The organism is Streptomyces sp. NPDC053431 (assembly GCF_044544925.1).
Classification (GTDB): domain Bacteria; phylum Actinomycetota; class Actinomycetes; order Streptomycetales; family Streptomycetaceae; genus Streptomyces.
Genome location: NZ_JBITXX010000003.1, coordinates 16,403 through 29,169 on the forward strand (window position 1 = coordinate 16,403; position 12,767 = coordinate 29,169).

At 73.4% G+C, this 12,767-nt stretch carries 11 protein-coding genes, 1 tRNA gene and 1 riboswitch; of the genes, 3 read left to right on the plus strand and 9 right to left on the minus strand.

The window, feature by feature from the left end:
• Window positions 1-38 precede the first annotated feature (38 nt).
• The 3 genes from lhgO to ACIGXE_RS09455 all read left to right on the plus strand — a co-directional run bounded on the left by lhgO (window position 39) and on the right by ACIGXE_RS09455 (window position 4,069).
• Window positions 39-1,232, plus strand: a complete 1,194-nt coding sequence (lhgO, locus tag ACIGXE_RS09445; RefSeq protein ID WP_399745218.1) for an L-2-hydroxyglutarate oxidase — start codon at window positions 39-41, stop codon at window positions 1,230-1,232.
• A 579-nt stretch (window positions 1,233-1,811) separates the two neighbouring features.
• Window positions 1,812-2,612: a tRNA (guanosine(46)-N7)-methyltransferase TrmB gene (gene trmB, locus ACIGXE_RS09450; RefSeq protein ID WP_399745220.1), complete on the plus strand. Its 801-nt coding sequence runs from the start codon at window positions 1,812-1,814 to the stop codon at window positions 2,610-2,612.
• A gap of 140 nt (window positions 2,613-2,752) precedes the next feature.
• A complete protein-coding gene (locus ACIGXE_RS09455; protein WP_399746321.1) occupies window positions 2,753-4,069 on the plus strand; it encodes a PrsW family intramembrane metalloprotease in 1,317 nt (438 codons plus the stop codon).
• Between the two features lie 231 nt (window positions 4,070-4,300).
• Here ACIGXE_RS09455 and ACIGXE_RS09460 read toward each other — a convergent pair whose 3' ends face one another.
• The 9 genes from ACIGXE_RS09460 to ACIGXE_RS09500 all read right to left on the minus strand — a co-directional run bounded on the left by ACIGXE_RS09460 (window position 4,301) and on the right by ACIGXE_RS09500 (window position 12,687).
• Window positions 4,301-5,248 (minus strand): aldo/keto reductase, encoded by a 948-nt coding sequence (locus ACIGXE_RS09460; RefSeq protein ID WP_399745222.1) that lies wholly within the window; start codon window positions 5,246-5,248, stop codon window positions 4,301-4,303.
• A 230-nt stretch (window positions 5,249-5,478) separates the two neighbouring features.
• Window positions 5,479-6,549 (minus strand): M23 family metallopeptidase, encoded by a 1,071-nt coding sequence (locus ACIGXE_RS09465; RefSeq protein ID WP_399745224.1) that lies wholly within the window; start codon window positions 6,547-6,549, stop codon window positions 5,479-5,481.
• 11 nt (window positions 6,550-6,560) lie between these two features.
• Window positions 6,561-6,707: riboswitch (cyclic di-AMP (ydaO/yuaA leader) on the minus strand.
• Window positions 6,708-6,919: 212 nt separating this feature from the next.
• A complete protein-coding gene (locus tag ACIGXE_RS09470) occupies window positions 6,920-8,104 on the minus strand; it encodes a PP2C family protein-serine/threonine phosphatase (RefSeq protein WP_399745226.1) in 1,185 nt (394 codons plus the stop codon).
• 67 nt (window positions 8,105-8,171) lie between these two features.
• A complete protein-coding gene (locus tag ACIGXE_RS09475; RefSeq protein WP_399745228.1) occupies window positions 8,172-9,422 on the minus strand; it encodes an MFS transporter in 1,251 nt (416 codons plus the stop codon).
• A complete protein-coding gene (locus ACIGXE_RS09480) occupies window positions 9,419-10,471 on the minus strand; it encodes a PLP-dependent cysteine synthase family protein (protein ID WP_399745230.1) in 1,053 nt (350 codons plus the stop codon). Before ACIGXE_RS09480 ends, ACIGXE_RS09475 begins: the two co-directional genes overlap by 4 nt.
• A gap of 87 nt (window positions 10,472-10,558) precedes the next feature.
• Complete coding sequence (locus ACIGXE_RS09485; RefSeq protein WP_399745232.1) at window positions 10,559-10,951, minus strand: hypothetical protein; 393 nt, start codon at window positions 10,949-10,951, stop codon at window positions 10,559-10,561.
• A gap of 258 nt (window positions 10,952-11,209) precedes the next feature.
• The gene (locus ACIGXE_RS09490) at window positions 11,210-11,950 is read right to left on the minus strand and encodes a MerR family transcriptional regulator (RefSeq protein WP_399745234.1); all 741 of its coding nucleotides are present in this window, start codon (window positions 11,948-11,950) and stop codon (window positions 11,210-11,212) included.
• Between the two features lie 115 nt (window positions 11,951-12,065).
• Window positions 12,066-12,139, minus strand: a tRNA-Met gene (locus ACIGXE_RS09495).
• 53 nt (window positions 12,140-12,192) lie between these two features.
• The gene (locus tag ACIGXE_RS09500) at window positions 12,193-12,687 is read right to left on the minus strand and encodes a rhodanese-like domain-containing protein (protein ID WP_399745236.1); all 495 of its coding nucleotides are present in this window, start codon (window positions 12,685-12,687) and stop codon (window positions 12,193-12,195) included.
• Between the last annotated feature and the right edge of the window lie 80 nt (window positions 12,688-12,767).

The following is a 12,767-nucleotide window of genomic DNA, read 5'->3' on the forward strand; positions in this document are numbered from 1 at the left end:
GTGGGCCAGTGCACTATCAGGGGTGGGAGGTGGCGCAGGTGTCTGTCCGGTATGACTGTGACGTGCTCGTGATCGGCGGCGGAATCGTCGGTCTGTCGACGGCGTACGCGATCACGCGCGCCGCGCCGGGCACCCGGGTCACGGTCCTGGAGAAGGAGCACGCCCCGGCCCGCCACCAGACCGGGCGGAACAGCGGCGTGATCCACAGCGGGATCTACTACCGCCCCGGCTCCCTCAAGGCGCGCTTCGCGGTCGAGGGCGCGGCGGAGATGGTCAAGTTCTGCGCCGAGTACGGCATCCCGCACGAGGTGACGGGCAAGCTGATCGTCGCCACCGGGCGGGAGGAGCTGCCCCGGCTGCACGCGCTCGTGCAGCGCGGCCGGGAGAACGGGATCCCGGTGCGCGAGCTGGGCCCGGCGCAGATCAGCGAGTACGAGCCGCGGGTGCGCGGCCTGGCCGCGATCCACGTGGGCACGACGGGCATCGTCGACTACGGCGCGGTGGCGGCCAAGCTGGCCGAGGCATCCGGGGCGCGGATCCTCTACGGCTCGGCGGTCACCGCCGTCGACCGGCGCCCGTGGGGCGTGGCCGTGCGCACGGCCGCCGGGCGCGTCGTGCGCGGGCGGGTCCTGGTGAACTGCGCGGGGCTGTACTGCGACCGGGTGGCGCGGCTCGCGGGCGACGACCCGGAGATGCGGATCGTCCCCTTCCGGGGGGAGTACTACGAGCTGGCCGACCCGTCGCTGGTGCGCGGCCTGGTCTATCCGGTCCCGGACCCGGCCTTCCCCTTCCTCGGCGTCCACCTCACCCGCGGCATGGACGGCGGCGTCCACGTCGGCCCGAACGCGGTGCCGGCCCTGGCCCGGGAAGGGTACGGGTGGACGGTCGTCCGGCCCCGCGAACTCGCGGGCACCCTCGCGTGGCCGGGCAGCTGGGCGATCGCGCGGGCCCACTGGCGTTACGGGGCGGGCGAGCTGCACCGCTCCCTCTCCAAGCGTGCCTTCACCGAGGCGGTGCGGCGGATGCTGCCGATCGTCGAGGAGCGCGATCTGCGGCGGGCGGCGCCGGGGGTGCGGGCGCAGGCGGTGCTGAAGGACGGCACGCTGGTGGACGACTTCCTGATCCGCGAGTCGGTCCGGACGGTGCACGTCCTCAACGCGCCGTCCCCTGCGGCGACGGCCTCCCTCCCCATCGGCCGCGAGGTCGCCCGCCGAGCTCTGGCGTTGCTGTAACCCCGGCCCCTCCGCACGGGGCACCCAGGACGCCACCTTCCGGCCACCCCCGCCACGTGCGGGGCACCCGCCCCACCACACGCTGCCCACTCCCGTGCGGGGGTCCCGCCCACCTCCGTGTGGGCAATCGTCCCGCTGGGGCGGGACGGGTGGGCACACGGGACCGCGCTTGGCGGCGCGTCCCGCTCCTTGTACCTACGCCCGCCCCTACGGCGCCGCGCTCTCGTGGCCGGCGTCAAAGCGGTAGAGGCCTGGGCGCGGCAAGGCGCTGCGTTCCGTTGTGCCCACCCGTTCCGCCCCAGCGGAACGACTGCCCACAACAAGGACGGCCGGGCGCAGCCCACGGCGGCGGGCGCAAGCCCGCAGCGGGCACCGCACCGTGCTGCGCGGGGCGCGGGGCGCGGGGGCGTTGGCCGCGGCGCGGGGCCGCGGGGCCGCGCGGCGCGGGGCGCGCGGCCCGGAAGGGTGCGGGGGGCTCGGAAGGGTGCGGCGGGTGCGGGGCCCGGAAGGGTGCGGTGGGCGGAGGGCCCGGAAGGGTGCGGTGGGCGGGGGTGGGGGCGCCGTAGGATTGGGGGCATTGTGTCTGAGCAGCCTGAGAACACCCCGCACACCACCCCCGTCGAGCAGCCCGTCGCACGACGAGGCAGCCGGATGTTCGCGCCGGGCGAGGGCCCCTCGCCCGACCCCGCCGGGGCGCACTTCGAGCGGCGGATCCGCAGCTTCCAGCCGCGCCGCAGCCGGGTGACCGCGGGCCAGGCCGAGGCCATGCTGAAGCGCTGGCCCGACTGGGGCCTCGACATCGACGGCAAGCAGGTGCTCGACCTCGACGAGATGTTCGGCGGGCTGCCGGTCGTCCTGGAGATCGGCTTCGGCATGGGCGAGGCCACCGCGCAGATGGCCGCCGCCGACCCCGGCACCGGCATCCTCGCCGTGGACGTCCACACCCCCGGCCAGGGCAACCTGCTCGGGCTCGCCGACCGCAACGGACTCACCAACGTCCGGGTCGCCAACGGCGACGCCATCATCCTGCTGCGCGAGATGCTCCGGCCGGAGTCCCTCGCCGGCTGCCGGGTCTACTTCCCGGACCCCTGGCCCAAGAAGCGCCACCACAAGCGCCGGCTCATCCAGCCCGAGTTCCTCAGCCTGCTCGCCCCGCGCCTCGTGCCCGGCGGTCTGCTGCACTGCGCCACCGACTGGGAGCCGTACGCGGAGCAGATGCTCGAAGTGCTGAGCGCGCACCCCGACTTCGAGAACACCCAGGCCGACGGCGGTTACGCGCCCCGGCCCGGATACCGGCCCCTCACCCGCTTCGAGGGCCAGGGCCTGGACAAGGGGCACGTCGTCCACGACCTGCTGTTCACCCGGCGCGCCACGCTCTGACGGGTTTCTCGCCCAGGGGTTTTCCACAGGCTGCGGGGAACTCCCTCGCCGCTGTCGGTGACGCTCGTTAGGGTCGTTCCGTGTCGTCGAACCCCATCGCCGGGCCCGCTGTCGAGCCCGGCACCGCCCCTGCCCACGCGTTGATCCCCGCGCCCGCTCCCGTGCCCGCCCTCGAGAGCGACCAGCCGGACTTCGCCGCCGTCCCGGAGCGGGCCAAGTGGCGCTACAAGCCGCGCAAGGCCTTCTGGCGCAGCCGGCTGCTCCGGGCCGTCGTGCTGATCACCGCGCTCGCGATCTGCGCGCTGGCGATCCTCGCGCTGGTGCGGGAGGAGACCGGCACCGAGGGCTTCCTGGTGGGCCTCGGTCTGGCCGTGCTGCCGGTGCCGCTGCTCATGGCCGCGTTCCGCTGGCTCGACCGGGTCGAGCCGGCCCCGTGGAAGAACCTGCTGTTCGCGCTCGCCTGGGGAGCGTTCGCCTCCACCCTGGTCGCGATCCTCGCCAACTCCTTCGCCGTGGAGTGGATCAGCAGCGCCACCGCCGATCCCGGCTCCGCCGACACCCTCGGCGCCACGGCCGTCGCCCCGGTCGTCGAGGAGACCGCCAAGGGAGCGGCCGTGCTGCTCCTGTTCCTCTTCCGGCGCAGGGACTTCACGGGCCCGGTCGACGGCCTCGTCTACGCGGGGTTCACCGCCACCGGCTTCGCCTTCACCGAGAACATCCTCTATCTGGGCAACGCCTTCGGCGAGGACCAGGAGTTCGGCTCCGCCGGCCTCGGCTCGGTGACGGTGGGCACGTTCTTCGTCCGGGTCATCATGTCCCCGTTCGCGCACCCCCTGTTCACGTCGATGACCGGCCTCGGCTTCGGCTTCGCCGCCCTGCTGCCGGCCGCCGCCCGGCTCCGCCGGACCCGCCTGGTGCTGCTGCCGCTCGGCGGGCTGCTGCTCGCCATGGGGATGCACGCGTTGTGGAACGGCTCGGCGACCTTCCACCCGCTGGCGTTCATCGTCGTCTACGGCGTGATCATGGTGCCCGTCTTCGCCCTGCTCACCTGGCTGGCGATATGGAGCCGCCAGAAGGAGCTGCGCACGATATCCGGCGAGCTCCCGGCCTACGCGACGGCCGGCTGGCTCGCCCATGACGAACCGCTCGCGCTCTCCTCGATGCGGGCCCGCGCACTGGCCCGCGGTTACGCCGCGCGCAGCTTCGGCAAGCCGGCCGCGCAGGCCGTCGGCGAGTACGAGGCGTTCGCGACGACCCTGGCGTTCCTGCGCCACCGCGCCCGGCGAGGCCAGGCGGCACCGGACTTCACGGCCCGCGAGCAGGAGCTGCTGCACCACCTGTGGCAGCGCCGGCAGATAGCCTCCCCGGCGCTGACCTACGCGGCCCGGGCGACCGGCCGCGTCTGGTCGCCGCCGCAGTACCTGGACTACGGCGGCTACAACCCGTACCGCAGCTGAGGGCCCGGTCCCGTCAGACCGGTCAGACCGGTCAGACCGGCCGGCCCGGACGCACCCGACTCAGGCCTTCGACGGCCTCGACGTCATCGACGCCTCCGAAGCCTCCGACACCTCCGACGCCTCCGATGCCTCGGAAACCTCCGACGCCTCCGACGTCTCCGAAGCCTCCTACGCCTCGGACACCTCCTACGCCTCCGACGCCTCCGAAGCCTCCTACGCCTCGGACACCTCCTACGCCTCCGACGCCTCCGTCAGCGCCGCCAGCTCCGTGTCCGTCAGCTTCAGCTCCGTGGCAGCGATCAGCGCCGGGAGCTGCTCGACCGTGCGGGCCGAGGCGATCGGGGCGACGACGGTCGGGCGGGAGGCCAGCCAGGCCAGGGCGACGGACGCGAGCTCGGCGTCGTGCGCCTCGGCGACCGCGTCGAGTGCGGCGAGCACCTTCCGTCCGCGCTCGGTCTCCAGGTGCCTGCCCGCACCCTGGGCACGGACGCTGGTGACGGCGGCGCCCGGACGGTACTTGCCGGTGAGGAAGCCGGACGCGAGCCCGTAGTACGGCACGGCCGCCAGTCCGCCCTGCTCGGCGGTGGCCAGCAGCGCGCCCTCGTACGTGTGGCGGGAGACCAGGTTGTAGTGCGGCTGGAGGGCGACGTAGCGGGTCAGGCCCTCCTCCTCGGCGAAGTCGAGCGAGGCGCGCAGCCGCTCCGGCGAGATGTTGGAGGCGGCGACGGCCCGCACCTTGCCGTCCTTCACCAGCTGGTCGAGGGCGGTGACGATCTCCTCGACCGGCACGGACTCGTCGTCGAAGTGCGTGTAGTAGAGGTCGATGTAGTCAGTACCCAGGCGGCGCAGCGACTCCTCGGCGGCGGCCTTGATGTTCGTGGCACCCAGGCCCTTGTAGCGGGAGTGGGCGCCGACCTTGGTGGCGACGAGGATGTCGGAGCGGTTGCCACGGGCGGCGAGCCAGCGGCCGATGACGGTCTCGGACTCGCCGCCCTCGTTGCCCTCGGCCCACTCCGAGTAGACGTCGGCGGTGTCGACGAAGTTGCCGCCCGCGGCGGCGTAGGCGTCGAGCACGGCGAAGGACTGCGCCTCGTCGGCGCTCCAGCCGAAGACGTTGCCGCCGAGGGCGAGCGGGAAGACGTGCAGGTCGGAGGCGCCCAGTCGGCGAAGAGAAGTCATGGGGTGGTCAACCCTCCGCACCGCCGGTCCTATTCCGAACGAGCGGATCCCACCGGCTCCGTACCCGACCAGCAGATCCCGCGAGACCGAACCGAACGGCAAGGCCCACGCGCCCGGCCCCGGACAGCAGATACCGCGAGACCCGAATCGAACGGCAAAGCCGACGCGCCCGGCCCGGACAGCAGATCCCGCCGGCCCGTGTCGGACCGGCGGGATCTGTGGGACGGACGTCAGATGCTCAGGCCCTTGGAGCGGAGCCAGGCTGCCGGGTCGATGCCGTCGCCGGACGGGGTGTGGACCTCCAGGTGGAGGTGCGGGCCGGTGACGTTGCCGGTGGCGCCGACACGGCCGATGGTCTCGCCGGTGCCGACGGACTGTCCGGCGCCGACCGTCATGGAGGAGAGGTGGCAGTACCAGATCTCGGTGCCGTCCTCGAGCTCCAGGACGATCCGGTAGCCGTACGCGCCGGACCAGCCGGCCGACTTCACGGTGCCGCCGTGGACGGCCTTGACCGGGGTGCCGGTGGGGGCGGCGAAGTCCAGGCCGGTGTGGTAGCCGGAGGACCACATCGAGCCGGCCTCGCCGTAGGTCGAGGTGATCGTGTACGAGGACGTCGGCAGGGAGTAACTGGCGGCGAGCTTGGCCAGGCGCTCCGCCTCGGCCTTCGCCGCGGCCTCCTCCTCGGCCTTCTTCTGCGCCTCGGCCGCCGCCTTCTCCGCCGCGTCGGCCTTGGCCGCGGCCTCCGCCGCCGCCTTCTCGGCGGCCGCCTTCTCCGCCGCCGCCTTCTCCGCGGCGTCCGCGGCGGCCTGCTGCTGCTCGGCCTGCTGGAGGATGCGGGCGCGCAGCGCCTCGCCGGCGTCGGCCTGCGTCTCGGTCCGGGTCTCCGCACCGTTGCCGGAGCCCGTGCCGTCGTCGGTGGTGTAGGTGAGCGCGGTGAGCGGCTGGGCGCTGATGCCGCCCGCGGCCTCGACGTTCTTGTGGTCGTCGCCGAGCAGTGCGCCGACGCCGGGCAGTTCGGAGGCGTCGGGCAGGTCGACGTCCGGCAGGGCTATGGAGACCGGGGGCTTCTGCTGGGCGGTGGCCAGGCCGCCGGCGCCGACGGCGGCGATCACGCCGACACCGAGGACGGTGGAGGAGCGCGCGAAGTTGGAGCGCTGCTTGACGACGCGGTGGCGTCCGCCGGAGCGGCCGCGGTCCCGCAGGGAGTCCTCGGTGGGGTTCCACTCCTCGCCCGCGCCCGCCGCACCGGCGGCGTCGAAGTAGTCGAAGGGGGCTTGAGGGGCAGGGGTGTCGGACGCCACGAAGGCGCTCTCCTTTCCTTCCTTCTCGCCTACCGGGTTAGCTGACGGGTTCGGAGCAGGAAGGTCTCCTACGGGCGTGCCGCACGGGTGCGGTGGGGCCCGATTCACCCCAAGTGGTGGTTCCCCGGTTCCCTTGCGGGATTCGGCGCGCGCGCACGGTGCCGCCTCTTGCGACGGCTGTGACGACCGCGCTGCGTTATCGAACGTTAATAGACTCGGCCACTCGTTTCCAAGCCGTCCCCCTTGATCATTCGCTGAATTAGGAGGGAATCGCCTGACTTGAGCACCACTCAGAAACACGTCAGCAGCAAACCCGGAATCTGACGTTACGTCAATTGTTATCAGAGGGACACCCTCCGACTACGACCGGTCACCGCCCCGGGACAGGACCCGGCGGCACCACCGGCATCGTCAGCCGCCGCTCCGGCTGACCCACCGCCGGCCGGCTCACCGCGAGCAGCGCCATGTCGTCCGTCGCGCCCCCGGCCGTGTGCCGGCGCACGTCCGCCACCAGCGCGTCGAGCAGCTCCTCAGGACCCGGGAAGAGGCGCCCCGCGAGCCGCTCCCGCGGGTCGTAGAAGGTGCCCTCCGCGTCCCGCGCCTCCGAGAGCCCGTCCGTGTAGAACAGCAGCGTCGCGCCCGGCGGATACGGCGTCTCGTCGGCCCGGTCCGGCCACACCGCGAGGTCCCCCATCCCCAGCGGCAGTGCGGCCTCGCTCGGCCGCAGCAGCTCGACCCCGCCGTCCGCGCGCAGCAGCAGCGGCTCGGGGTGGCCGCGGTTGACCACCCGGACGACCCGGTCGCCGCCCGGGATCTCGGCGAGCACCGCCGTCGTGAAACCCTCGAAGGCGTCCAGCCCGTCCCGCCGGGTGCCCTCCCGGGCCAGCGCCCGCTCCAGGCGGGCGGCCACGCCCTCCAGCGTCGCCTCCTGCTCGGCCGCCTCCCGGAAGGCGCCGATCACCACGGCCACCGCCTCCACCGCGTTCAGCCCCTTGCCCCGGACGTCCCCGACCACGAGCCGCACCCCGTACGGGGTCTCCTGTACCGCGAACAGGTCGCCGCCGATGAACGCGTCCGCCTGCGCCGCCTCGTAACGCGCCGCGATCTGCAGCCCGCCGATCCGGCCCGCGGGCGCCGGGAGCACCGCCTTCTGCGCCGTCTCCGCGATCACCCGCGCCGAGGCGAGGCGTTCGCCGCTCCGGCGCACCACCCGGTTGATCAGCAGAGCGAGCGCCGAGACCGTGACCACGGTCAGCGTCTCGGTGAGCGCCGGGATCTGGTCGACCGTGCCGTTGTAGACGTGCAGACCGATGCTGGCGACGACGGCGGCGATGCCCGTGAGCAGCGTGATCAGGGTGGAGAAGAAGGGGGCGGCGATCAGCGGCGCCGCCGAGAACAGCGGCGAGGCCGTGTACTCCGGCGGGGTGGACAGGTCGAAGACGATGCCGCCCACGATGATCAGCGGGGGCAGCGCGCGCAGGAAACGCCGGGCGCCGCGGTAGGGGCGGCTCGCGCCCTCACCACCCGCCCGGCCGTCCGCCGCTGCTCGCCGCACCTGTGCTCTCCTGCCCGGTCGGTCCGTCCACGGCGGCGGACCGTACCGCGCCCACCTCAGGGTGCCGTCAGGCCGAGCGGCTCGGCGACTCCTCCTCGGCCGGTTGGCGTACGGCGAGCCGCCCGCCCCGCGCCAGCGCCGCCACGGCCGCCGCGCACCCGAGCCCGACCGCGCACAGCACCAGCCAGGGCGCCGCCGACCAGCCGGTCACGTCGAGCAGGGCGCCCGTCCCCAGGTTCCCGAGCGTGATGCCGATTCCGCAGACCGTGTTGTAGAGCCCGTAGTGGGTGGCGACCCAGCGGCCCCCGGACAGGGCGACCACCGTGTCCATCTCGTACGGGTAGAGCACCGCGTTCGCGACCGCCAGGACCGCCGCGCACAGCAGCAGCCCCACCAGGGAGCGCCCGAGCGCGGCCGGCACCAGGAACGCCGCCCCCATCAGGGCGAGCCCGAGCACCAGACACCGCTCCCGGGAGAGCCGCGCCTTGCACCAGGCGGTGATCCGCAGCTGCCCGGCGAGCGCCACCAGCGCCGAGACCACGAACAGGGCGGTGGTCGCCGCCGTGCCGTCCGCGGCGAGCGGCAGCGCCAGATAGACCTGGAAGGACAGCACGTACGAGCCCGTCATGGCGAGGGAGAACAGCCAGAAGAGCCGGTTGGCGAGCACCGTACGGAACTGCCGCCCGGTCCGCCCGCCGTCCCCGGCCGCCGCCTCCGCGGACCGCCGTACGGGCAGATGCCGCAGCTGTACGACGGTGAGGCCGGCGAACAGCACCGCCGCCACCACGCACGTCAGCCGGAACGACACCCCGGTCAGCGCCACCCCGACCAGCGGCCCGAGCAGGATGCCGCCCTGGTAGTACGCGTTGAACAGGGCGAACGCCTCCACGCGCCGCTCCCCCGCCTCGGCCGCCAGACAGGCCCGCACCGCCGGGTTGAACAGCGCCCCCGCGAGGCCCGTGGCGAGCGAGGCCGCGATCAGCATGGGCAGCGACTGCGCGAAGGCCAGCGCCCCGAAGCCGACCGTCCGCAGCGCGCACCCGGCGACGATCAGCGGCTTGAAGCCGAGCCGGTCGGCGAGCGCTCCGCCGACCAGGAACATGCCCTGCTGGGACAGGTTCCGCGCGCCGAGCACCAGACCCACCGCCCAGGCCGCCATGCCGAGCCCGTCGGCCAGATGGGCGGCCAGGTACGGCATCAGCATGTAGAAGCCGAGGTTGATGGTGAGCTGGTTGAGGAAGAGCAGCCGCACCGCCGGCTCGAAGGTGCGCGTCTGCTTCCAGATCCCGCCCTTGGCGGGGGCCGTCGCCGTCGTCACCGGGCACGCTCCATGCGGTCCGCGCCGTTCCTGCGGTCCAGGGCCCGCCGGGTCCAGCCGCTGACCGGCACGCCGTCCGCCCAGGCGGCGGGCTCGGTCCGCACCGGCCCGTCGAGCAGCCCGTGCGCGGCGCAGAACGCGTCGTTGAAGACGGTGTCGAAGTAGCGGTGCGGGCCGTCGGGGAAGACGGCCGCGATCCGGGTGCCGCGCGGCCGGGTGCGGGCCAGCCAGCCGGCGACCAGCGCGACCGCGCCGACGCTCCAGCCGCCCGTCGCGAACTGACGGGCGGCCAGCCGGCGGGCCGCCCGTACCGCTTCCGCGGGCCCCACCCAGTGGACCTCGTCGAAGGCGGCGTGGTCGACGTTGCCGGGGTGGATGGACGAGCCGAGGCCGCGCATCAGGCGCTCGCCGGCCGGCAGCCCGAAGACGGTGGAGTTGATGGAGTCGACGCCCACGAGTTCGAGCGCCGGGCTGGAGCCGGCCCGCAGCGCCCGGGAGATGCCGGCCGAGTGGCCGCCGGTGCCGACCGCGCAGACGAGCACGTCGATCCGGTCGAGCTGCTCGGAGAGCTCGGCGGCGAGTCCCGTGTAGGCCTGCGGGTTGTCGGGGTTCCCGTACTGGTTCGGCCACCAGGCGTCGTCCAGGGCGATCAGCAGCTCGGCGACCTTGTCCATCCGGGCCTGCTGCCAGCCGCCGGACGGGCTGGGCTCCGGCACGACGTGCACCTGGGCGCCGTGGGCGACGAGCAGCCGCTCCACGATCGGTTCGAGCCCGGGGTCGGTCACGACGTGGACGGGGTGACCGTGCAGGACGCCGGCGAGCGCGAGCCCGAGGCCGAGGGTCCCGGAGGTCGACTCGACGATCGGGGCGCCCGGCCGCAGTTCGCCGCGCCGGCGGGCCTGTTCGACCATGTGGAGCGCGGCGCGGTCCTTGATGCCGCCGAAGTTGAAGCCTTCCAGCTTGGCCCAGTAGCCGTCGTCCATCCACAGCACGGGGGTGTTGCCGACGGTCTGACCGACGACGGAGAGAAGGTGGGCGGGATGTGTCATGGGGGTACGTCCCTTGGAGTGGGGCGGCCGCGCGGACAGTCGCGCGGACACGCGGAAGGAGCCGGGGTCGTGGGTGCGCGACCCGGCTCAGTTCCGGTCCACTCCTAGGACGATCAGCAGTCGGCCCGGCTCGGGGCCGGGTCCCGCCCTGCCCCGGACGCAGCGCGTGTGCGGGGCCTCGGGGAACACCTCGTCGTACGCGAGGAGGACGGCGCTCCCGGCGTCCGGCGCCGAGAGCTGGCTGCCCGTGGACTGCGCGGGCAGATGCGCGTCGAAGGACCAGCCCTCCCCGGGCCGCTCGCAGCCGTGCGGCAGGGCGGGGGCCGAGACGGTGGTCCCGGTGGGACCGGCGGCGAGCGGCAGGGAGTGCCCGTGGGCGCCGTGGCAGACGCCCGCGATCAGCGCGACGAGCGCGCACAGCAGCAGGACGGCGGGCGCCCGCCGTCCCGCACCACGCACGGCCACACGTCGATCACTCATGGTGCGCGCGAGGTTACGGGGCGCAAGGGGGTCACGCAAAAGGACGTGCCTTCTTTTGGCCAGCGTTTACTTGCGGGCGTACCACCCCCGGAGCGGACGGCGTGCCCCACGGACCGGCACCCCACGGACTGGCGCCCTAGCGGCCCGCCGCCCCGCCGGACCGGCACCCACCGGACGGGCACCCACGGGGCCCGCCGCCCCACCGGGCCCGCCGCCCCACCGGACCGGCACCCACCGGCCCGCCGCCCCGCCGGGCGGCTACAGGTTCCGCTCGGCCCAGATCCGCATCGCGTCCCGGACGAGCAGCGCGGTGCCCTCCCCGTACCGGTCGTAGTTCTTCGTGAAGCGCGGGTCGTCCACGTACATCTGCCCGAGCCCGACGAAGTACTCCTTGGTCGGCGTCGTCGTGATGGACAGCCAGGCGTGGTGCCGCCGGGTGATCGCCTGCACCTCGTCGCTGCCGGGCGCGAGGCCCCGTGCGGCGGCCGCGGCGAAGTCACGGGCGATGCCGGTCTGCTCGTCCTGGAACGCCTGCTTCTCGGCCTCGCTCAGCGAGCGCCACCAGCGGTCGCCCTTCTCGTAGGCCTCACGCCCCCAGCGCTCGGTCACCTCGGCCTCGTACCGGGTGTGGTCGAAGCCGTCGAAGACTTCCTCGGCCATCAGCTGTTCTCCTCTCTCGGTCTTGTGGAGAGTGGTCCGTACGGCCTCGATCTGCCGCCCGACGCGCTCGCGCTCCTGCTCCAGGAGGGCCAGATGCGTGCGCAGGGCGGCCGAGGTGTCCCGCTGGCCTTCGAGGACCTCGGCGATGGCGGGCAGGGACAGCCCGAGCTCGCGCAGCAGCAGGATCCGCTGCAGCCGCACGAGTGCCGCCTGGTCGTAGTACCGGTAACCGTTCGCGCCGATCCGGCTCGGCTCCAGCAGCCCCAGCTCGCCGTAGTGGCGCAGGGTGCGGCTGGTGGTGCCGGCCTTCCTGGCGATCTCCTGGATCGACCACTCCATGAGGAAGACGCTAGAACTTGACGTTACGTAAAGGTCAAGCCGGACATCGGGGGCGCGGGCCGGAAACGACGAAGGCCCGGATCCGTCTCCGGATCCGGGCCTTCGTGCTACTGAGTAGCGGGGACAGGATTTGAACCTGCGACCTCTGGGTTATGAGCCCAGCGAGCTACCGAGCTGCTCCACCCCGCGTCGGTGAACACCACCTTACGGCATGGATGCCCATGCTCGGAAATCCATTTCCGTCAGCAGCCGCAGTCCTCGGCGTCGACCGGCGCCGTCAGCGGGTCCGCCTCCTTCTGCGCGGGCCCCTCCCAGGTCTCGTACGGGAAGCCCTCGCGCGCCCAGTACTCGAAGCCGCCCAGCATCTCCTTCACCTGGAAGCCCAGCTCGGCGAGGGCCAGCGCGGCCCGCGTCGCGCCGTTGCAGCCGGGGCCCCAGCAGTACGTGACGACCGGGACGTTCTTGTCGAGCAGCTGCTCGGCCTGCTCGGGGATGAGCGCGGTCGGCAGGTGCACGGCGCCCGGCACGTGGCCCTGGTCCCAGGAGGCCGTCGAACGGGAGTCGAGCACGACGAAGCCGGGGTCGCCGCCGGTGGCACGGGCGTCGGCGAGCGCGGAGGCCACGTCGGACACGTCGGCGTGGAAGGCGAGGCTCGCGGAGAAGTAGGCCGCGGCGGCCGCCGGCGAGGCCGGGGGCGTACGGAGAACGGAGTTGACCTGGTTCGCTGTCGTCGTCATGGTGATCAATCTAGGGATGGTGATCATCGCGTTGAAGTGGTGATCCACGGCGGTCGGGGGGTTCGGCCGGGGATTCCCGC